At 43.4% G+C, this 19478-nt stretch carries 17 protein-coding genes and 1 tRNA gene; 17 read left to right on the top strand and 1 reads right to left on the bottom strand.

Annotation, left to right across the window (positions count from 1 at the left end; translation table 11 throughout):
• The first annotated feature begins 94 nt into the window (after nt 1-94).
• The 7 genes from PHA78_RS11370 to PHA78_RS11340 all read left to right on the top strand — a co-directional run bounded on the left by PHA78_RS11370 (nt 95) and on the right by PHA78_RS11340 (nt 9320).
• Nucleotides 95-1825, top strand: a complete 1731-nt coding sequence (locus PHA78_RS11370; RefSeq protein WP_272158202.1) for a hypothetical protein — start codon at nt 95-97, stop codon at nt 1823-1825.
• A 12-nt stretch (nt 1826-1837) separates the two neighbouring features.
• Nucleotides 1838-4282, top strand: coding sequence for an LTA synthase family protein (locus PHA78_RS11365; RefSeq protein WP_272158200.1), 2445 nt, complete (start codon nt 1838-1840; stop codon nt 4280-4282).
• 127 nt (nt 4283-4409) lie between these two features.
• Nucleotides 4410-5276 carry a helix-turn-helix domain-containing protein gene (locus tag PHA78_RS11360; RefSeq protein ID WP_272158199.1) on the top strand — a complete coding sequence of 289 codons (867 nt, stop codon included), beginning with the start codon at nt 4410-4412 and terminating at the stop codon, nt 5274-5276.
• Nucleotides 5277-5379: 103 nt separating this feature from the next.
• Nucleotides 5380-6957: an ATP-binding cassette domain-containing protein gene (locus PHA78_RS11355; protein WP_272158198.1), complete on the top strand. Its 1578-nt coding sequence runs from the start codon at nt 5380-5382 to the stop codon at nt 6955-6957.
• Between the two features lie 33 nt (nt 6958-6990).
• A complete protein-coding gene (locus tag PHA78_RS11350; protein WP_272158197.1) occupies nt 6991-8583 on the top strand; it encodes an ATP-binding cassette domain-containing protein in 1593 nt (530 codons plus the stop codon).
• Between the two features lie 115 nt (nt 8584-8698).
• Entirely contained in the window at nt 8699-8992 is a 294-nt protein-coding gene (locus tag PHA78_RS11345; RefSeq protein WP_024377681.1) for a hypothetical protein, read from the top strand.
• Entirely contained in the window at nt 8985-9320 is a 336-nt protein-coding gene (locus tag PHA78_RS11340) for a type II toxin-antitoxin system RelE/ParE family toxin (RefSeq protein ID WP_024377680.1), read from the top strand. Before PHA78_RS11345 ends, PHA78_RS11340 begins: the two co-directional genes overlap by 8 nt.
• 72 nt (nt 9321-9392) lie before the next feature.
• Here PHA78_RS11340 and PHA78_RS11335 read toward each other — a convergent pair.
• Nucleotides 9393-9474, bottom strand: a tRNA-Leu gene (locus tag PHA78_RS11335).
• Nucleotides 9475-9596: 122 nt separating this feature from the next.
• Between PHA78_RS11335 and PHA78_RS11330 the strand changes: the two genes are divergently transcribed.
• From PHA78_RS11330 to PHA78_RS11285, 10 genes are all read left to right on the top strand, one after another.
• Nucleotides 9597-10274 carry a recombinase family protein gene (locus PHA78_RS11330; protein ID WP_024377679.1) on the top strand — a complete coding sequence of 226 codons (678 nt, stop codon included), beginning with the start codon at nt 9597-9599 and terminating at the stop codon, nt 10272-10274.
• Between the two features lie 233 nt (nt 10275-10507).
• The gene (locus PHA78_RS11325; protein WP_272158196.1) at nt 10508-11710 is read left to right on the top strand and encodes an LPXTG cell wall anchor domain-containing protein; all 1203 of its coding nucleotides are present in this window, start codon (nt 10508-10510) and stop codon (nt 11708-11710) included.
• A 157-nt stretch (nt 11711-11867) separates the two neighbouring features.
• Nucleotides 11868-12743 carry a ribosome small subunit-dependent GTPase A gene (gene rsgA / locus PHA78_RS11320; protein WP_099778068.1) on the top strand — a complete coding sequence of 292 codons (876 nt, stop codon included), beginning with the start codon at nt 11868-11870 and terminating at the stop codon, nt 12741-12743.
• A gap of 14 nt (nt 12744-12757) precedes the next feature.
• Nucleotides 12758-13417, top strand: coding sequence for a ribulose-phosphate 3-epimerase (gene rpe / locus PHA78_RS11315; RefSeq protein ID WP_105202653.1), 660 nt, complete (start codon nt 12758-12760; stop codon nt 13415-13417).
• Nucleotides 13410-14042, top strand: coding sequence for a thiamine diphosphokinase (locus tag PHA78_RS11310; protein WP_105202654.1), 633 nt, complete (start codon nt 13410-13412; stop codon nt 14040-14042). The genes rpe and PHA78_RS11310 overlap by 8 nt, the downstream gene beginning before the upstream one ends.
• Nucleotides 14043-15281, top strand: coding sequence for a DNA recombination protein RmuC (locus PHA78_RS11305; protein WP_105202655.1), 1239 nt, complete (start codon nt 14043-14045; stop codon nt 15279-15281).
• Entirely contained in the window at nt 15271-16212 is a 942-nt protein-coding gene (locus tag PHA78_RS11300) for a 3'-5' exoribonuclease YhaM family protein (protein WP_105202656.1), read from the top strand. The genes PHA78_RS11305 and PHA78_RS11300 overlap by 11 nt, the downstream gene beginning before the upstream one ends.
• Nucleotides 16212-17090, top strand: coding sequence for an aminoglycoside phosphotransferase family protein (locus tag PHA78_RS11295; RefSeq protein ID WP_272158195.1), 879 nt, complete (start codon nt 16212-16214; stop codon nt 17088-17090). Before PHA78_RS11300 ends, PHA78_RS11295 begins: the two co-directional genes overlap by 1 nt.
• Before the next feature lie 89 nt (nt 17091-17179).
• Nucleotides 17180-17992, top strand: coding sequence for a pur operon repressor (gene purR, locus PHA78_RS11290; protein ID WP_024377671.1), 813 nt, complete (start codon nt 17180-17182; stop codon nt 17990-17992).
• Nucleotides 17993-18086: 94 nt separating this feature from the next.
• Nucleotides 18087-18956, top strand: a complete 870-nt coding sequence (locus PHA78_RS11285; protein ID WP_099806575.1) for a helix-turn-helix domain-containing protein — start codon at nt 18087-18089, stop codon at nt 18954-18956.
• Nucleotides 18957-19478: the final 522 nt, after the last annotated feature.

Raw genomic sequence — 19478 nt, 5'->3', positions numbered from 1 at the left:
AAGTGACTAACTTTTGAAAAATATTGTCTGCAAATTGGCAGAATATTTACAAAAACAAGAGAGGGTTTCCCTCTTTTTTTATGAAGGTATCTATATGTTAAAAACTATGCTGAGAAAGCATCCCCATTTAGTAGCCCTGGGCCTATTTGTGGGCTTTTCTTTATTATTGTTGGTTCCCCACTTGCTTACTAAGGGGATGGTGACAGGTGCGGACTTGATTTTCCACTACAACCGTTTTTATGATGCGGCTATGCAGATGAAGGAGGGGAATTTCTCCTATATTATCAGTTTGTATGGCTATCAGCAGTCAGGACGGATTGTTAATGCCCTCTATGGGCCTTATTTTGCCTATCTACAGGGAGCCTTGGTACTCTTGAGTGGGACCTGGTTCCGCTATCAGATTTTATCCAATCTTCTCTTGGGAACTCTGAGTGCGACCTCCCTCTATTTCCTCATGCGTGAGGTTAAGGTCAAATATGCTCACTCCATTCTCTTGTCCATGTTCTTTGTGACCACCTACTCGATTCAGTATTGGTGGGCAACCCAAGGATTTACCAGCTGGGGAGTGGCTCTCTTTCCACTTTGTTTAATCCCTGCAGTCCGTTTCTTGCAGACGAAAAAAGTACCCATTTTCCTCATGGCAGGAGCTGTGGGTCTTATGTTACAGGTCCATATGCTATCGACTTTGTTCTTGGTCATTGCCTACGGTGTACTCTTCCTTATTGGTTGGTGGAAATCAGACCAAAAAATGAAGATTATTGGACAAGTAGCCCTATCGGTAGGAATTTTTTTGCTTCTGACCATCAATATTTGGTTGCCACTTATTTATATCAACGCGACCAACACTTTGGTACCACCATTTGTTAACAAGAAATTTGTCCTCAATACCGTAACATGGCTCAAAACAGCCTTTCTCTACTATCCCTATCCCTTGCCAATTTTCTTTGGAATCTATCTCTATTTCTTGGTGAAAAATTGGAAGAAACAATCGCTGGTTCTGGCTGGTCTTGCTTTGACCTACGCAATATTTTTAATCTTGTCAACCAACCTCTTCCCTTGGCAGTTGTTTGCAGGTAAAGGAATTACACTTGTCGAATTGATTCAATTTCCATTTCGCTTTTTCCTCTACGCCAATGCTCTTTTACTGGCAGTCGTAGGGGTCCAGGTGTCTGGCTTGTCAGACAAAATGCAGAAAATCTTTTCTGGTTTGACTGTTATTTCTTTGCTTGTTTCGGTTGGTTTCCTCTGGAATGAAAGTTATAAGGAAATCAATGGGCATTATTACAGTGATACTTTCCTGCAAAAACGAATTCATACGACCTTGTACGGGACGACGGAAGAGTTACGGGTTTCGTTCTATTCTAAAGACTTGGGCGAATTTATCCACATTGCTCAGAAATCAACGCCAGACTACGTACCAGACTTGTCAGATAGCACAGGTCACATCACCAATGAAGAGTCGGATAATACCTACTTTACCTATCGTGACCAAGTGATTTTACCAAATCAAGAGTTTATCAAAGAAGTTGGCGGCGATCAGCTGGTGGTGACTTGGACGGCATCAGAAGCAGAAGAAACTGCGGTACCAGTTATTGTTTACCAAGACAGTCAGCTTATTTTGAATGATACCGTTTTAGATAGAGAAGATATGATTCTTTCCACAATCGGTGTGCCAACAGTTACCAGCCAACCGGGGCAAAATACCCTAATTCTATCCTACAAGCAACAGTGGTGGTTATTGCCAGTTATCGCGATTAGCTTGACTGGATGGCTAGTCTGGTTGATTTACTATATCTTTGCCTATCGAAAATCAAATCTTTCCTAAGAGAGAAATGTTATGAAACAAATCAATCCCAAGGCAAGCAAGCAATTTATTCTGGTTATGATTATGACCGTTTTGCTGGCGATGGGTCGGGCTCTATTGCTAAGTGGAGTATCTTTCCCGCTCTGGTTTATCCCCCTGCCCTTGCTTGCCTATCTTATTTTTACTTTTTATATCTTGGTCCTGCTGGATAAGTACGAACAGTTTATCAAGACCAAAACCTTTGCCAAGTATGTCGGCTGTTTTCTAGGCTTTCTGTATCTTGTCAACCTAGTCTATCGGCTCAATGCCAAGAAGTATCAACCCTGGAATATTTTCCGTAATAATCTCTTTCAGTTTGAACTTCTATTGATGTTGCTTCTTCCAGTATTGTTGGCATTTTTGTGGCGGAAGAATGCAGGAATCAGAGAAAAATTAAGCCAGTGGTCAGCCAATCACTTGGTACCAGATGGCTATCTGTTCTTGACCAGCTTACTCTCGCTCAGTCCTCTCGCCATATCTTACTGGAAAGATAGCCATTATGAGAGTTTGGTTGAGAAAGGTTCTTACATAGAGTTTTTCAGCCAGACACCGCTGTTTGTACCTATTCATTTTATAGGGACCTACATTTTTCTTCGCTATCTTCATAAGGCATTTGTAGAGTTTAAGGCCAATCGGACCAACGTTCACAGTATGCTCTTTATCAGTCTGGCTCTGGCTATGTTGTCGCATATCGGTTATCAGGCTTCTATGGCTGGGGGAACGGGTTCTTATTTCACACGTCATCTCTTTCCGGGTGCTATTGTCTTCCAGATTGCCTGCCTCTTTTTCCTAAACATTGTCATTAGCTTGGTCATCAACCGTCAAATCCTGTCGGTTGCTGTGATTGCTGGTCTAAATGTGACCTTGATAGCGACCAATTTTCTCAAATTCCGCTACCGTTCGGAGCCATTGACCCCCAATGATTTCAAGTGGGTCGGGAACTTGGGAATGATTCTCAGCTTTATCAGTCTGCGTGTTGTCTTGGTATCGCTCGTCTTTATAGTCCTCCTTGTGTTTATCTACCGACGTATTCACAAGAAGTACTTCCAAGGAAGGATTGTCGCTTCTATCTGGAAACGGTTGGCAGGGATTTCAGTCATCGTATCCCTAATTTTAGGAATGGGCTGGGCAATTCGCAATGAAAAAGAGCATAAGATTGCTGGCTGGATTCCTATTCTTTCTCAGGTCAATAACTGGCGTAACGTAGACTGGAAGGGCTACGCCTTTGTAGCTCGTTATCGCACTCTTTCATTCCTCTGGTTGCAGCAACTCAGCAAGACCAGTATGGAAATGCCTGAGAATTACTCTGAGAAGACCATGAAGGCTATTGTGAAGAAGTACACCGCCTTGGCTGAGGAAATCAATGCAGAACGGACAGGTCAATTGACTGACCAGACGGTAATCTACATTCTTAGTGAGAGTTTGGCTGACCCGCGTCGGATTCCCGGTGTAACCCTTAGTCAAAATGTCCTTCCAAATATTGAGTACATCATGAGTCAGACTACCAGTGGCTTGATGAAGAGTGACCACTTTGGTGGTGGGACTGCCAATATTGAGTTTCAGGTTTATAGTGGTTTGCCATTTTACAATTATAATTCTTCTATTTCGTCAGTCTATTTGGATGTAGCACCAAATATGAAGAAGTTGCCAAGTATCAGCGACCTCTATCCAGCAGATAATCGTATCGCCATCCATCCTTACTACGATACCAGTTACAACCGAAATTCTATCTATAAGCAGCTGGGGATTGAGCAATTCTACACTCTCAATAGTGCCAAGTATCCTCTTACTGTGACGGCTGAGGATTATCAGGGGAATTTTGTCAGTGACAAGAAGACCTATGACTTGATTTTGGAGCAGGTACGTTCAGGAACGAATACATTCGTTTCTGCCATTACCATGCAAAACCATGTGCAGTGGAATTCTTTAGAGCCTGCAAGTATTACAGCTTCGGGTGAAGGCTTCACGGCGGAAGAAAATGAAAACCTAAATAGCTATGTTCGTTTGCTATCCTTTACGGATCAGGCAACAAGGGATTTTCTAGACCAGCTTAAGACCTTGGATCAGAAAGTGACAGTTGTTTTTTACGGTGACCACCTACCAGGTTTATATCCAGAGTCTGCCTTCGTGACGGACCCAAGTGCGCAGTACAAGACAGATTATTTCGTGTGGAGTAATTTTGATACAGCGAAATACAATTATGAGCTAGTTAACTCTAGCGACATGAATGCACTGATGCTGGAGACGACCAACAACAAGGTCAGTCCTTACTATGCCCTCTTGACAGAAGTGCTTCATAAGGACCGAGTAGGACAGGCTGAGCGAGATGCGAAAGTTGCAGAAGAACTCAAACTGGTCCAATATGACCTATCTACAGGAAAAGGATACCTTTTGAAATACAAAGATTTTTTCAAAGTAGCGACTGAAACGACAGAATAAAAATATGACCAAGTCAGATAGCTGGCTTGGTTTATTCTTTATGTGAAAACACACACAAACATGGGGAGTTGTGGTATAATAATTATGTTTACAAATGATTTTTTAATCGTGAGTGTAGAGGTAAAGCATGAATCGTTTTGGTAGGACATTAAAATTGATAAGAGAGGGAAAGGGGAAGAGTTTGGCGGAGGTCGCCAAGGGACATATTTCTACTTCTCAACTTTCTAGGTTTGAAAATGGAGAATCCGACATTACTGTTAGTAAATTATTTGGTGTGCTGGCAGAAATGAATGTGGATGTGGACGAGTTCGTGTATGCCAGTCAAGATTTCAAAAAAGATGAGCTGACTAGAATTTTGGAACAACTAAAACAATTCATCTATATCAGAGATGTTGTAACCATAAAGAAAATCTTGTCTGAACAATTAGCAAAAGCAGAAAGAGATTCTCGTAGGGAGTTTCATCGGTTGAATGCTATTTTAATCGCGTATAAACTGAGCGACTTAGATAAGACAGTAGTTGTTTCGAAAGAAGATACAGCCTTTTTAACGGATTACCTATTTCGAGTGGATAACTGGAGTTATTACGAGCTCTTGCTATTTGCCAATACCATGGATGAATTAGAACACCAGACTATGATGCTTTTTTGCAGGGAACTAATTGGCCGTACACAGTTTTATCGTGAAATGAAACTACATCGATTGGCAGTTTCTCAAATTTTACTTAGTGCCTATCTCGTCAGCGTTCAACATAAGGAACTTGTCGACGCAATCTTTCTTGAAAAGACCATCAAAGGTCTATTTTTCGATGAAACGGAAATTTTTGAACGGATTTTGTTTAAATTTGGTAAGGCTTTTTATGATTATCAAAATACCGGAACTTCTAATGCTATTTTGGAGATGAGAAAGTGTATCGGACTTTTACGAGCGGTCGATAGCCAGAATATAGCAGATTGGTATGAAACGATACTTGAAAAAATAGCGAACGAGAAATAGTTGCATATAGGGGACGAATAAAATCGTCTCCAATTCCTATTCTATAATATAGATGAAAGCGACCAAATGTTTGCTTAGAAATCTATCAAACGATGGAGGGGAAATGAAAAAGAGGAATTTTTGGCTAACCTTATCTTGTATTTTTGCAGTAGCCCTGCTCAATGTTGGCTTTCTGTACCAATATCGCTACATTATTGATGCTATTGCAGCTGGAGATAGACAAGCCTTTGTGTCTTATTTTGTGCTGATGGGGCTAACTGTCCTTGTCATGCTGGTTTTTGAATACATTCGTCAGATTGCCAATGTCAGCTATCTCAATCAAGTAGGTTTCCAATTGCAGGCGACCTTTCTTGGGAAAATTTTTGATTTACCTTTTAGGCGGTTTGTTGAGCAGGGGGCAGGAGCCTATATTTCCCAGCTCAATAATGATTTGGAGACGGTGAAAGAAGATTATTACGACGCTTTCTTTACGATTTTTCAAGGGGCTTGTACCTTTGGCATTGCCAGTCTAGCCTTGCTTAGCTTGGATGGTCTGACAGCTATTTTCTTGATTCTGATCTCATTCTTGCCAGTTGTGATTCCCTATTTGTTTAAAAAGAGGAGAAGGCTCAATCAGGAAGCGATTTCGGACAGTCAGCAGGTCTATAATACAAGGGTTTCAGATGTCTTTCTGAGTTATTTGCAAGTGAAAAATAGCCGCCAAAGACAGCAAGTTTTAGATGGACTGAATGATCGCTATCAAGCAGTCAATGACAAGGTTAATCAGGCCAATCGAACGACAGTAACCATGCGGCTCTTAGTCGGTTTGGTCTTTTATCTGACCACGCTTTCGATTATCTTTATCGGTGGTTTTCAAGTCTTTTCTGGGGCCTTGACCATCGGAGGTTTGACGGCTATTCTGACCATTTCAGAGCAGTTGGTGGATCCCATTAATAGCATTGCGGCAGCCTTTTTGGACAGGCATGCCGTTAAGAAATTAAAGCAAGAGTTTGAGCTATCTAATCTGGGTCAAGAAATGAAGGGACAGGATCTGGCCTCAGCTTTCCAGAGTATTCAATTGGTCAAAGCTAGTTATGCTCTCGGTGAGAAGCAGGTCTTTGAAGACCTGACCGTAGCGTTTGAGCGTGGCAAGAAGTATTTAATTCTTGGGGAAAGTGGTTCTGGCAAATCTTCCTTGGCTCTTATTTTGACCAAGAATAGCCAACTGCAAGAAGGGGATATTTATGTTGATAAAACCTCTCTTTCAGACTTGTCCTACCAAACCATTCAAGATAAGATTGCCTATCTGCCACAAGAGGGAGCCCTTTTCCATGATACTGTTCTTTACAACTTGACCATGGGACGGGAGGTTTCAGAAGATAGGCTGATGTCACTCATTAAGACCATGAACCTTGACAGTCGTTTCCCAAGTTATGCTTCTTTGAGCGAGGAAATTAGTGATGATAGCGGCCTGTCTGGCGGACAAAAGCAACGCCTGCTCTTGATCCGTGCCTTGCTGCAAGATAAGGATATCTTGTTGCTGGATGAAAGTCTATCTGCCTTGGATCAGGAAACCTATACAGTAATTGAAGGCTACCTTACTTCATTAGCTGATAAGACACTCATTCATATTTCCCACCGCGTGTCCGATGAGGTCCTTTCTCGTTATGATGGGGTGGTACGGATTGGGGAGAGCAATTAATTTTTGTCAGATTATTCCTATCTAGGAGGAGTTATGAAAAAAATCATCTATCAATTGAAACCAGTTATTGCCATTCAGTTGGTTTTCCATATCTTATATAGTTTTACCAATGTCGTTTTGCCGGAGTTAAATAAGTATCTTTTTGATCATATTTTTCAGATGGGCTGGACAGGACTTGTCTGGCTCTTGTTGGCCTACGCTTTGACCATCATTGCCAATTCAGTCTTTCAGTACATTTCCCAGGTTTATGAGTGGAAGGTGTCTCAGGGTTTCTATGTCAATGCTAAAAAAGGCCTGGCAAACAGCTTGTTATCACAGCCTTTAGCCAAATTTTCAGAGAAGAATGTCTCTGCCTATCTATCCATTTTTGACAACGATTTGGAAACCATTGAGGAGAGTTACCTGAGTCCCCTCATGGACATTATCCGCTCTAGTTTGAGCATGTTCATCTATGCGGTTTCCCTCTTTCTCTTTGTTCATCCGCTGGTTGCGGTAGGCATTATTTTGTCATCTGCCTTGGCGGTTTTCATTCCCAAGTGGATTTCGGGTCCTCTTTCTCAGCGTCAGCGAGCATTTTTACAGAGTTTGGAAAGCTATTTTCAGGTGGTGACTGACCTCTTTTCTGCTAAGAACCGCGTTAATACTGAAACCTTCGGCTCCATCAGTCGTGTCCACCATCGGTCGGTAGAAGAAAGTGAGCAGGCCCGTTTTCGCTTTGGGCAATTTAAGACCCTGGCTAATGTTGTCAATGGATTTTCCATGTTTTTGGTGCAATTAACGGCTTTTGGCTTGGTCGGCTACCTCTTGCTGCAAAAAGAGTTGACCATCGGTGCTGCCATTGCAACCTTCAGCTATGTTGAAAATTTCATCTATCCTATGAAATACATCCTCTTGGATGTCAATTATATCCATTCGACCAAGGAAACGGTTGCCAATTTAGAAGGTTATCTTGCTGGTCAGGTCTTGTCTGAGCAAGTGCCAAGCTATCCCAATGTGACAGCCTTGGAAGTCAGGGATGTGGCCTATCATGTGGGGGAATTAGCGGTAGCAGATTTTTCTTATCGGTTTGACAAGGGGAAAAAGTATGCCATCATTGGTCCGTCAGCCAGTGGAAAATCCACTTTTTTACGAGTGTTGGCAGGAGAACTGGCTCTGGACAAAGGAAGTGTTTCCTATCTGGAAAACGATGTTTTGCATGAAATGGAAGCAGCTACCGCCTTCTATCTCAGCCAGTTTGAGAATCTTTACCATACTGATTTTGAAAGCAATGTGTCTGTTTTTGGAACCTATGAGAAGGGAAGAGATGTCATGCTTGGCTTGTTAAGGAGCTTGCCAGCGAGTTTACAGGACACATTGATGACCGCAAGTAATCCTAGTCTCTTGAGTGGAGGCGAGAAAAATGTCCTGTGCCTGCTCCGTGCCTTGATGAGTGGTAAGGAGATCTTGCTCTTGGATGAACCGACCGCTCATTTAGACCCTGCCCTGACTAAGCAGGTTTTGACCAAGCTCTTGCAGCTGGAGGACAAACTTATCATTACTATCTTGCATGAATCAGACTCTGCCATCCTTGACATGTTTGATGTGATTTTGGAAATGCGTGATGGGAAATTGCGTGAGAAGATATAAAAATGACCCCAAGTCATCAACTTTGACTTGGGGTTATTTAGCGAATATCTTGACCAACTTCTGAAAAAGAGGTAAACTGTATGTACAAAACGTCTATACAAAGGAGTTGGGAATAATGGGAGCAACACAACAGGTAAACTTTAGGGCAGATTCATTTTATTATCAGCAGACAAAGGAGCTATTAGCAGGAGAAAGCATGACAGTTTCAGATGTGCTGAATGCGACCTTGAGAAAAGTTGCGACAGGTACTATTGATGCCCAAGAATTTGTTACAAAAGACGGTAGGGAGGATAGCAACAAGATTGCTTTTGAAGAGTTAAAGAAAGAAATCTTGTTAGGACATCAGGATATTCTAGCAGGTAAGACAAGTTCTCTCGTGGCTGTCAGAAAGGAATTTGGTCTTGACTGATAAGAAAAAATATGAGCTTGTTATTTCTGATAGAGCCAAACAGGATTTGCAGGCTATATATGATTACATTCTGATCAATTTTTACAGCCAACAAGCAGCGGCTAGCAAAATTGATTTGATATTGAAGGCTTTGGAAATATTAGAGCTATTCCCTGAAGTCTGTCCCTTGGTATCTAGCAGAGGATTTGGCAACCTAACTGTCGATGGAAAGCCCTACCGTTATATGCCGATAGAACATTATCTCGTTTTTTATTTCATAGAGGGCTATCAGGTTTTTGTAGCCCGTATCTTGCATTCAAAGCAAAACTGGATAACATTACTTAAATGATTTGAAGCCAAATAACTAGCATAAAGTATCACCCCAAGCCAATAATTCTGACTTGGGGTTTCTCGTTTATCATGCGGAGGAAGGGATTTGAACCCTCACACCCGATGGGCACATGCGCCTGAAGCATGCGTGTCTGCCGTTCCACCACCTCCGCTTGTTTTTTATTATACTATTTTTTTCTTGACTTGGCTAGGGGAAAATGGAATGGTGGGCAAACAATCGCCACATGCCCGTTCAAACCAGCCCCTGCTACTAGAATAAATCAAGGAGGAAATTGTGAAGAAAATCATCAAGCACTATCAAGAAAAAGGATCTGTTGTCATTGGCTACGCTCGTGTGAGTTCGAGGGACAATCGGCAAGAACTGGGACTAGAAGTTCAAAAAGAAGCCCTACACTTCTGTGACAGACTCTACATGGAAAAGGAATCGGGAGGCCATCAAGACCGCCCACAACTTCAAAAAGCTATCAGGCTAGCCAAAGCCTGTGCTGAAAGCGGTATAGAGACCAGTTTTGTAGTCTATAAGCTAGACCGCCTAACCAGAAAGATGCTCCATCTGTCTGCTATCATCTCAGACTTGACCAGCCACCATATCCGCCTGCAATCCATCCACGAACAAATCGAAACTGACTCGCTGACAGGCCGATTCTTCTGCCTCATGCTAGGCTATGTGGCAGAATGGGAACTCCAAGCCATTTCTGACCGCACCAAGGACGGACTGCGTAAAGCTAAAGAACGTGGTGTGAAGTTGGGTAATAAAGGCATATCAAAATCAAAAGAAAAACAAGTGATTCAGAGCTATGTTGTAGAAGAAACAACTGTCCGAGACATGGTCAAGCAGCTTAATATCTCCACAGCGACCATCTATCAGGTCTTAAAACGAAATAATATCCCATTTCGCAGTCAAAAAGCACATAATTCTTTGACAGAAACAGCACAAAATGATAAACTGTAGGCGAATATATGTGTTTTAGTAGACGGTCGTCTGTTAAAACAATCAAAGTCATCAATAAAAAACATTCAAAATGCTGATTTGACGGGCTTTTCAAGCCTTATCAAGTTGGCATTTTTTGATTTTTCGATGTTTTAGTTAACGACCCTTAACTAAAACAGGTACAAACCCTATTGTAGCAGGGGATTATAAGGTGAAAAAGAAAGGAAAGGTCGATAAGACCTTGGGAAAATAGAATGCAGGTAAAAAAATTTGCTAAATGGGGCCTTGCCCTTACTTCTACCCTTGTTTTGGGCGGTGCAATTGCCCCTGTGGGCAATCAGTTGCTGGGTGGTTCTGCTGTTGTGTACGCTCAAGACGGTGCAGTATTTGAACCTTATGTAGTCGAATTCTACATCGATGGAGAATACTGGGGTGTTGCAAATCGAGGCTATAACTCAGGTTGGCCATATGTTAGGTTAGAGCCATATAGTGAAGAATTTCCTGGTAAAGAGTGGCCAAGCGAAGAATTAGGTGGATTCACCTCAAATCTGCCTAATGTTTCCGTGGTGACAAAAGAAGACCTGGATAGTATTGGTAGCGTGGTAAAGGTATATTGGACTAGAAAGCCAGTGGAAACCCTACCAGCTGAAACCAAACCAGTTGAAAAAACGGCCGAACAGCCAGTTGAGCAACCAGTCGAACAACCAACTGAACAACCAGTTGCAACCCCAGCTGACCAGCCAGTTGAAAAACCAATTTCGGTACTAATAGGTGCAATTTCAGAAGTTGATGGTCCATTATCTCATTACTATGTTACCATCAACCCGGGAGAAACAAAGACGGTAGAAACACCCAAAGTTGATGGATACAAGTTGGACCAATACACTAGTCCAACCTATGAACTTACCTATGATAATGCCTTAAAGCAACTAAACTCTGCTGGTTTTGCATGGGTTCAATTCTGGATGATTAAGGACGCCGCTCCAGAAACCCCAGTCGAACAACCAACTGAACAACCAACTGAACAACCAACTGAACAACCAACTGAACAACCAGTTGAACAACCAGCCGAACAGCCAGTTGAACAACCAACTGAAAAACCTGCGGAAACTCCAACAGACAAACCAGTTGACACTCCAACTGAAAAACCTGCGGAAACTCCAACAGGCAAACTAGTTGACACTCTGACAGACAAACCAGTTGAACAGCTAACAGATGCCTCGTCCTTAACTGACCAGACAGCTGGTAAGGCTCAACCAGTCGTAACAACCGACAAGAAAAAGGTAGACAAGTCCGCTCCAAGCACTCCTGCTGTTAAACCAGAGGAAGGCTCTCAGACTACTGCCAAAACCTTGCCAAAAACAGGTGATAGTAGCTCTATGCTCCTAGTTTTAGGAGGCATCTTGTCCGGTCTTTCAGGTCTCGGACTAGCTGCCACATCACGCAAAAGAGACTAGTCCATCTATGTATACCAAGAAAGCTCTCGTTTGAGGGCTTTTCTAGTGCACATATTCCCATTGGCAAGAAAATACTAGCTGTGCAGGACTTGGCTTTACTCCCTTTTTCCTAGGAAATTTGGTATAATAGGAACAAGTACACACAAAGGAGTCTTCATTGCAAGGAAGAATTATCAAGGCCTTGGCTGGTTTTTACTATGTCGAGGCAGATGGACAGATTTATCAAACCAGAGCCAGAGGAAATTTTCGTAAGAAGGGACAAACGCCCTATGTGGGTGATTTTGTGGACTTTTCTGCGGAGGAAAACTCAGAAGGCTATATTTTAAAAATCCACGAGAGAAAGAATAGTTTGGTTCGACCTCCAATTGTCAATATCGATCAGGCAGTGGTTATCATGTCGGCCAAGGAACCTGATTTTAATGCCAATCTACTGGATCGTTTCCTAGTTCTCCTTGAACAGAAGGATATGGATCCCATTATCTATATCTCTAAGATGGACTTGGTGGAAGATCGGACGGAGATGGATGCTTTCAAGGCTATTTATGAAAAAATTGGCTATCCATTTGTCTATAGTTTGGAGGAATTGACGCCATTATTGCAGGATAAGGTGACGGTCTTTATGGGCCAGACAGGGGTTGGGAAATCGACTCTTCTCAATCGCATTGCACCAGAATTAGCCTTGGAAACAGGGGCGATTTCAGATAGTCTGGGGCGTGGTCGCCATACCACTCGTGCGGTCAGCTTCTACAATGTCTTCGGTGGGAAAATTGCGGATACGCCAGGTTTTTCATCCCTAGACTATGAAGTCAAGGAGGCGGAGGCTCTGACAGATTGTTTCCCAGAGATTGCGGAAGGCAGTCAGGCTTGTAAATTTAGGACCTGTACCCACACCCATGAGCCGGATTGTGCGGTCAAGGAAGCTGTTGCCAGCTCTGCCATTTCCCAAAGTCGCTTTGACAATTATCTCCAATTCCTCAGCGAAATCCAAAATCAGCGTGAAACCTATACCAAGGTTAGTAAGAAATTCAAATAGAAAGTTGGTACTCTATGTCACATTATAAGATTGCACCGTCTATTTTGGCGGCAGATTATGCAAATTTTGAAAAAGAGCTCAAGCGTATTGAGCAGACAGGTGTGGAATACGTTCATATTGACATCATGGACGGTCATTTTGTGCCAAATATCAGCTTTGGAGCGGATGTGGTTGCGGCCATGCGTCCTCATAGCAAGCTGGTTTTTGATTGCCATCTCATGGTGTCTAATCCTGAAAATCATATCGAGACCTTTGCCCGTGCGGGTGCGGATATCTTGACTATTCACGCAGAAGCAACGGTTCATCTACATGGAACCCTACAAAAAATTCGTGCGGCTGGTATGAAGGTGGGTGTGGTCATCAATCCAGGCACTCCTCTTGTGACCATCGAGCCTGTGCTCAACTTGGTGGATCAGGTTCTGCTCATGACGGTCAACCCAGGTTTTGGTGGACAAGCCTACATTCCAGAAGTGGCTGAGAAGATTGCGGATTTGGTTAAATTGCGTGAAGCCAAGGGTTTGAACTTTGACATCGAAGTGGACGGTGGAATTGACGACAAGACCATTCATTCTGCAAAAGATGCAGGTGCCAATGTCTTTGTGGCAGGCTCCTACCTCTTCAAAGGCGACTTGGAAGCAAATGTGGCTAGTTTGAAAGCAGCCCTCAATGATTAAGATTGCTGTCATTGCAGGCGGTTCCTTTGACTGCCTTCCTGAGCCTGCCGACCTCTATGTGGGGGTAGATGCAGGCTCTCTTCGTCTTCTGGACCACTCCCTGCCTCTTGACTGGGCTATCGGTGATTTTGACTCGGTGACCTCTGAGGAGTTGGGGCAGATAAGGGAGATGGCAGAGTGGTTTCTGCGAGCTCCTGTTGAAAAAGATGATACAGATTTGGAGCTGGCTTTAAAGGAAATCTTCAAGGCCTATCCGCAGGCCCAGGTTCGCATATATGGAGCTTTGGGTGGCCGCATGGACCACATGATGGCCAATCTCTTTCTGGCTGCAGAGCCTGACTTGGCTGCCTTTATGGAGCAGATCGAATTGGTGGACAGTCAGAACATCGTCCGATTTCGACCTGCAGGTCAGCACCGTTTGTCACCGATTGCTGGTATGAAGTACATTTCCTTTATGCCGTCGGACCAGAGTCGCCTGACCATTCGTCATGCCAAGTACCCGCTGGATGCCAGCAATTATTTTTTCAAAAAATGCTATTCCTCTAACGAATTTATAGATAGGGACATAGACATTCAACTGGATCAGGGCTACGTGGTCCTGATCTACAGTAAGGACAGGGATTAGATGGATATTGTATTACTTATTTTGCTGATACTGGTTTTGCTCGCCTTGGTTTTTCTTTATGGAAAATGGCAGAGCTTGGCCCTGCTTTTGCAAGATCAGGCAGAAGACACAGCAGACAACTTGTCTGACCAGCTCAGCTATCAACTAGAAAACGCAACTCTCAAACAGCAGCAGGCCATTCATCAGGAGGTGGAAAGACTCCGCACGGAGCTTTACCAACAGCTAACTGACATCCGGCAAGAGCTGAATAAGAGCCACTTGAAAACGCGAGATGCTACCGACCGCCGTTTGCAGGCCATTCAGGAGTCCAATGAAAAACGCCTGGAAGAAATGCGGCAGACGGTTGAGGAAAAGCTGGAGAAAACCCTGCAAACCCGTCTACAAGCCTCCTTTGAAACGGTGTCTAAGCAGTTGGAATCGGTCAATCGTGGTTTGGGCGAAATGCAGATGGTGGCGCGTGATGTGGGCAGTCTTAACAAGGTGCTGTCTGGCACCAAAACCCGTGGTATCATGGGTGAATTGCAGCTGGGACAGATTATCGAGGATATTTTGACACCTAGCCAATATGAACGAGAGTTTGCCACGGTTTCAGGCTCTAGTGAGCGCGTGGAGTATGCGGTCAAGCTACCAGGACGGACCGAGGGAGACTATATCTATCTGCCGATTGACTCCAAGTTTCCGCTGGCGGATTACTACCGCTTGGAAGATGCCTACGAAAGTGGGGATAAGGACCAGATTGACCTCCATCGCAAAAATCTCTTGGCGGCTATCAAGCGCTTTGCCAAGGACATTCAGAGCAAGTACCTCAATCCGCCTGAAACCACCAACTTTGGTGTCTTGTTCTTGCCAACCGAAGGACTTTATTCAGAAGTGGTCCGCAATCCCATTTTCTTTGATGAGCTTCGCCGTCAGGAAAATATCGTAGTAGCAGGACCGACCACACTTTCTGCCCTGCTCAACTCTCTCTCCGTCGGCTTTAAGACCCTCAACATTCAACGGTCAGCCGATGATATTTCCAAGGTCTTGGGCAATGTCAAGCTGGAATTTGGCAAGTTTTCTGACCTCTTGCTTAAGGCTCAGAAACAACTCAATCAAGCCAGCAGCAATATTGACAAACTCCTAACCACTCGCACCAACGCCATCGAGCGTAGTCTTCGTACTATTGACCTGTACGAAGATGACCAAACCAAGGGACTGCTTGGCCTGTCCCCATTAGATGAGGAAGATAATGAAAATTAACCAAATGAAAAAAGATGAATTCTTCGAAGGATTCTATCTCATCAAGACCGCAGATGTCCGTCAAACACGAGCTGGCAAAGACTACCTAGCTCTGACCTTCCAAGATGATACGGGCGAGATTGAAGGCAAGGTCTGGGATGCCCAACCAGGGAAAATCAAAGACTTTACTGCTGGGACAGTTGTTCACATGCAGGGACGCCGTGAAGTTTACAACAACACCCCCCAGGTCAATCAACTGGTTCTTCGTTTGCCAAAGGCAGGCGAGCCAAATGATCCTGCAGATTTTAAGGAAAAACCTCCTGTTGATGTCAAGGACACCAAGGAATATCTGAGCCAGATGATTTTCCGCATCGAAAATGCCACATGGCAGCGGATCGTGCGTGCTCTTTACAGCAAGTACGACAAGGAATTTTATTCCTACCCAGCTGCCAAGACCAACCACCACGCCTTCTATTCAGGCCTGTCCTTCCATACAGCGACCATGGTCCGTTTGGCAGATAAAATTGGTGACATCTATCCCCAGCTCAACAAGAGCCTGCTCTTTGCAGGAATCATGCTGCATGACCTAGCCAAGGTGATTGAACTGACAGGTCCTGATAACACAGGCTACACGGTGCGTGGCAATCTGATTGGGCACATTTCCTTGATTGATGAAGAGATTACCAAGGTCTTGATGGAATTGGGCATCGATGACAGCTTGGAGGAAGTGACTGTTCTGCGCCACGTTATCCTCAGCCACCACGGCCTCTTGGAGTATGGAAGCCCTGTCCGTCCGCAGATTATGGAGGCGGAAATCCTCCACATGATTGACAATATCGATGCAGAAATGATGATGATGTTGACCGCTTTGGACAAGGTTGGTCCAGGCGAGATGACCAACCGTATCTTTGCCATGGATAACCGCGCTTTCTATAGGCCAAATATCGACTGATGGCAGTTAGGATAGTGTCTCGACAGCCCCTCACCAAAGGCTGGTCCACGGACCAAAAGTACAAGGTCCAGCTAGAAGATGGTCGCTTTGGTCTGTTGAGAATAGCAGAGCGGCCAGCCTATGAGGCTAAGCGATTAGAGTTTCAGTTAGTTGAAAACCTGTTTGGTCTAGGTTTGCCTGTGGCAGAGCCAATCGCCTTTTGGACGGATGACTTGTCAGTCTACACCCTCTATGAATGGGTGGAAGGTCAGGATATGAATGAAGTGGCTTCTAGTTTGTCTGATTCTGTCTTATATGATTTGGGCTGTCAGTCAGGGAAGTTTTTGCGAATCTTGCATGCCCTACCGATTGATCAAAGTCTGCGCGACTGGAACAGTTTTTATCAGGCTAAGATTGACAGTAAATTAGCTACCTACCGAGCAGCTAGTCATTCCTATCCAAATGGTCAAGCCATGATAGACTTTGTCCAAGCCAACCGTCACTTGCTGGCAGGAAGACCAATTGCCTACCATCACGGTGATTTTCACACTGGTAACTTCCTACTGGGTGCGGATGGGAAACTGAAAATATTAGACTTTGATCGCTACGACATAGGGGACCCCTGGGAAGAATTCAACCGTTTGATTTTCACGGCAGATTTGTCTCCAGCCTTTGCGCGTGGTCAGGTAGATGCCTATTTTGAAGGCGCTATTCCAGAGGAATTTTGGATGCTTTTAGCCCTTTATCTGACCGTGAACAGTCTGGGGGCTCTTTCTTGGGCGGAGCAGGTGGATCCACTCCAAATCCCCTTGATGCAGGAACAGGCGGCCACCATCTCAGAATGGTATGCGGACTTTACTCGCTGGATTCCAATGTGGTATCTACAAGTTTATAGCTAAATACGAAAAAGCGAACTTTTTCAAGAAAAAAGGTTCGCTTTTTGTGTTTTTATGTGCTATAATAGGAAAAAGCCAAAAAGGAGAACAATATGAAATTAAGAAGAAGTGAGCGTATGGTTGTCATTTCCAATTACCTCATCAACCACCCTTATGAATTAACTAGTTTGAATACCTTTGCGGAAAAGTATGAATCTGCCAAGTCATCTATCTCAGAGGATATTGCCATCATTAAAAAGGCTTTTGAGGAAAGCTCTATCGGGCATATTGAAACCATTACTGGTGCCAGTGGAGGAGTTGTTTTTACTCCATCGATCTCTAAGGCAGAGTCTGTCGAAATTGCACAGGCCCTTCGTGATCAGATGGCCGAAAGTAATCGTATCTTGCCAGGCGGTTATATCTATTCTTCTGATTTGTTGTCTACCCCACATATTTTGAAGAATGTTGGTCGTATTATTGCGGATGCTTTCAAGGAAGAAAAGATTGATGCTGTCATGACAGTTGCGACAAAGGGGGTCCCTTTGGCCAATGCTGTTGCCAATGTCCTTAATGTACCGTTTGTGATTGTGCGTCGTGATTTGAAAATCACAGAAGGTTCAACCGTTTCTGTCAACTATGTGTCAGGATCGAGTGACCGTATCGAAAAGATGTTCCTGTCTAAGCGTAGTTTGAAGGCAGGAAGTCGTGTCTTGATCGTCGATGATTTCTTGAAAAATGGGGGCACCATCAATGGTATGATTAGCCTCTTGTCTGAGTTTGACTCAACCTTGGTAGGCGTGGCTGTCTTTGCGGAAAACCAAAAAGGGGACCGTAGCGTAGCTAACTACAAGTCTTTGCTCGCTGTGACCGACATCAATGTCAAGGAAAACCGAGTTGATGTAGAGTTGGGAAATATTTTTGAGTAATCGTTAAGCCTCTCTTGATGAGAGGTTTTTTGTTGTTTGTCTGCTAGGGCTTAACCTGTTATAATAAATATAGATTGGATTCTGAGAGGTTGATATGAAAGTTTTACTAGCAACAAGGTTAAAAAATAGAAGAAAAGAATTGGGTTGGTCGCAGAAGGAGTTGGCAGAAGGGGTCTGTGATCAAGGGCAGATTAGCCGCATTGAGAAGGGAACCTACATGCCTGGTGCAGACTTGCTTCATGCCCTTGCTAAAAAACTCCAAGTCAGAATGGACTATTTTTTTGATGAAGAGGAAAGCGAAATTGTCTCTGACCTGAAACAGTTTAGAAAACTTGCCAAAAACTGTCTTATGCAAAGAGATTATGAGGCCTTGGGTTTTCTATATGAAAGGGAAAAGGGTAGTCTATCTCATCTGACCTTTCCAGACCAAGTTTATTTGGAATGGGTGGAGGCTGTTTTAGCAGAGTATTTGGAAGCAAGGCGAGAAGATGCTATTCAGAAATTGAGGGAGTTGCTGGAACGAGTTGGGGAGAATAGGAGAGGCTACCTCTATCTATACAATAGTTTATTGATTCTATTGATTCGAGATGAGAAGAATGCTGAGGCAGAGCAATTCTATAGTGAGGTAATCGAAAAGATTGATAAAAATAAGTTGGATTTATTGGTAGATATAGATGCTTACTTCAGTATTCAGTCTAACTACACCCGCTACCTGTGGTTAACAAATCAGATAGATAAGGGAATTGAGCTGGTTACAGCCTGCATTGAGGAATTCAAGTCAATCTATCCTATTCATTTCTTGGCAGATTTTTATTGTGACTTAGGAAATGTGACCGAAGACTTTGCGGATAAGAAATTGGTCAAAGAACGCTATGAACTATCACGCCTTCTTTACGAGTTAGCAGGTATTGATGCTATTGCTTTGAAAATAGAAAAATACCTCAAAGAAACCTATACAGATTGAGCTTGCTCCAGAGGGGCAGGCTTCTTTTTATATCAAAAATATAACAATAATAAATTTAATTAGAAAAATACCAAAAAACATTGACAATGGGTAACGAAACGGTTATACTATAGAAAAGAAAGGGGTTACAAAATGAAAAGAATACCCTGTTTTAATGGCTAAAGTTGCCTCGATTTCTACTACAGTTCTTGCGATAACTGGAATAGCTGGGTTGGTAGCAGCTGTTGGATTGGGGGCGGCACTTTACGGCTGGCGTCTGTTTTATTGATGATTGTAAATTAGACAGTTTAGCGAGGTGAGACAAATGTTTAGCCTCGTTATTGCTCATAATGATACCAAACATTTAGAATGGAATTAAGAAGATGAAACTGCGGCATTATTTCGTGCTATTAGTAGGAGTACTGATATTCTCTCTTGTTTGTATTCCGCCGATTTTTATCGGCAGATATGGGGATGGTTTGTTATTATTTACTCTGGTGTTTTTTCTAGTTGGTACGCCAATCTTTTTATTTATCAACCAAC

Origin of the sequence: Streptococcus sp. HN38, from assembly GCF_028335765.1 — a bacterium.
GTDB lineage: Bacteria > Bacillota > Bacilli > Lactobacillales > Streptococcaceae > Streptococcus > Streptococcus suis_P.
Note: the sequence above shows the minus strand (reverse complement) of the source record. Positions and strands in the feature narration are given on the sequence as shown.

What these genes read in the sequence shown, in the direction of transcription:
- PHA78_RS11370 (WP_272158202.1), top strand. Translation starts at nt 95, where the DNA reads ATGTTAAAAACTATGCTGAGAAAGCATCCCCATTTAGTAGCCCTGGGC.
- PHA78_RS11365 (WP_272158200.1), top strand. Translation starts at nt 1,838, where the DNA reads ATGAAACAAATCAATCCCAAGGCAAGCAAGCAATTTATTCTGGTTATG.
- PHA78_RS11360 (WP_272158199.1), top strand. Translation starts at nt 4,410, where the DNA reads ATGAATCGTTTTGGTAGGACATTAAAATTGATAAGAGAGGGAAAGGGG.
- PHA78_RS11355 (WP_272158198.1), top strand. Translation starts at nt 5,380, where the DNA reads ATGAAAAAGAGGAATTTTTGGCTAACCTTATCTTGTATTTTTGCAGTA.
- PHA78_RS11350 (WP_272158197.1), top strand. Translation starts at nt 6,991, where the DNA reads ATGAAAAAAATCATCTATCAATTGAAACCAGTTATTGCCATTCAGTTG.
- PHA78_RS11345 (WP_024377681.1), top strand. Translation starts at nt 8,699, where the DNA reads ATGGGAGCAACACAACAGGTAAACTTTAGGGCAGATTCATTTTATTAT.
- PHA78_RS11325 (WP_272158196.1), top strand. Translation starts at nt 10,508, where the DNA reads ATGCAGGTAAAAAAATTTGCTAAATGGGGCCTTGCCCTTACTTCTACC.
- rpe (WP_105202653.1), top strand. Translation starts at nt 12,758, where the DNA reads ATGTCACATTATAAGATTGCACCGTCTATTTTGGCGGCAGATTATGCA.
- PHA78_RS11310 (WP_105202654.1), top strand. Translation starts at nt 13,410, where the DNA reads ATGATTAAGATTGCTGTCATTGCAGGCGGTTCCTTTGACTGCCTTCCT.
- PHA78_RS11305 (WP_105202655.1), top strand. Translation starts at nt 14,043, where the DNA reads ATGGATATTGTATTACTTATTTTGCTGATACTGGTTTTGCTCGCCTTG.
- PHA78_RS11300 (WP_105202656.1), top strand. Translation starts at nt 15,271, where the DNA reads ATGAAAATTAACCAAATGAAAAAAGATGAATTCTTCGAAGGATTCTAT.
- PHA78_RS11295 (WP_272158195.1), top strand. Translation starts at nt 16,212, where the DNA reads ATGGCAGTTAGGATAGTGTCTCGACAGCCCCTCACCAAAGGCTGGTCC.
- purR (WP_024377671.1), top strand. Translation starts at nt 17,180, where the DNA reads ATGAAATTAAGAAGAAGTGAGCGTATGGTTGTCATTTCCAATTACCTC.
- PHA78_RS11285 (WP_099806575.1), top strand. Translation starts at nt 18,087, where the DNA reads ATGAAAGTTTTACTAGCAACAAGGTTAAAAAATAGAAGAAAAGAATTG.